The sequence below is a fragment of the Arthrobacter gallicola genome, assembly GCF_014836775.1.
Lineage (GTDB): Bacteria > Actinomycetota > Actinomycetes > Actinomycetales > Micrococcaceae > Arthrobacter_B > Arthrobacter_B gallicola.
Map to the genome: position 1 here is coordinate 1 of NZ_JACSQD010000014.1, position 1,072 is coordinate 1,072.

1 protein-coding gene is annotated in these 1,072 nt (G+C 63.9%); it reads right to left on the reverse strand.

The annotated features are described in order from the left end of the window. Positions 1 to 5 precede the first annotated feature (5 nt). Positions 6 to 980 carry an IS481 family transposase gene (locus H9639_RS16715; protein ID WP_191809213.1) on the reverse strand — a complete coding sequence of 325 codons (975 nt, stop codon included), beginning with the start codon at positions 978 to 980 and terminating at the stop codon, positions 6 to 8. Positions 981 to 1,072: the final 92 nt, after the last annotated feature.

Genomic DNA, 1,072 nt, shown 5'->3' on the forward strand with positions numbered 1-1,072 from the left:
TGTACTCAGACAGCAGGTTGATTACACCGGTTGATGGGTGCTTTGCCTCCGAGGCTGCCGTGCGGGCGTTGATGGTTGTAGAAGTCTAACCAGGGTTGCAGGGCATCGGTACGGGCCTGGTTGGAGGTGAAAACCTGCCGGTACGCCCAGCCTTCCTGCAGGGTCCGGTTGAACCGTTCGGCCTTGCCGTTCTGCCACGGATGGCGGGGTTTGATCAGGATGTGCTTTGCCGCCAGGCTGGTGAGCACGGACTGGAAATCCTTCGAGAGCCGGTAGGCGAACGCGTTATCGGTCATCACCCGCTTCACCGGCGCACCGTGGGATGCCATGAACGCTGCCGCCCGGGTCAGGAACCCGGCGCAGGTGGCGCCTTTCTCATCCGGGTGGATTTCCACGAAAGCGAGCCGGGAGTGATCATCCACGGCCACGTGGACGTAGTCGAAGCCGACTTTCCGGTGGCCGGTGTTGTGGTTGCGGGCCGATTGATTCGGGTCGGCCCGCCAGCCGCCGCCGTCGGGGATCCTGCCGAGTTTCTTCACGTCAATGTGGATCATGTCCCCTGGGGCCTCGCGTTCATACCGCCGGTCCGTGGCGCGTGCGGCACGGATCCGAACACCGGTCAGGGGGTCCAGGTCCCAAAGTTTGGGCATCCCGGCACGGGTCAGGATCCTGGAGATCGTGCGGGCTCCGACCCCGGTGCGGGCGGCCAGGTCCGAGGGCCCGGAACGGTGCTCAGTCCGTGCCGCCAGAACCTCGGCCGTCTTCTGCGGTGTGGTCGCGTGCGGACAGGACTTCGGCCTCGAGGAACGATCCTCCAAGCCGGCCGGTCCTTCCTCCTGGTAACGGTTCACCCACCGGTAGGCGGTGGGCCGGGAGATGCCCATTTCCTTCGCCACGTGGGCGACGGGCCGGCCCGCGGTGACGCGCTGGACCAGGATCAATCTTCCTGCCGGGGCCAGTCGGGCATTACGGTGGGACATGAAGACCTCTTAGTTTCGGGTGTGTGTGGTAACCACCAAATCTAAGAGGTCTTCACCTATTTCCCGTGTAACTAACGTGGTGTCTCAGTACA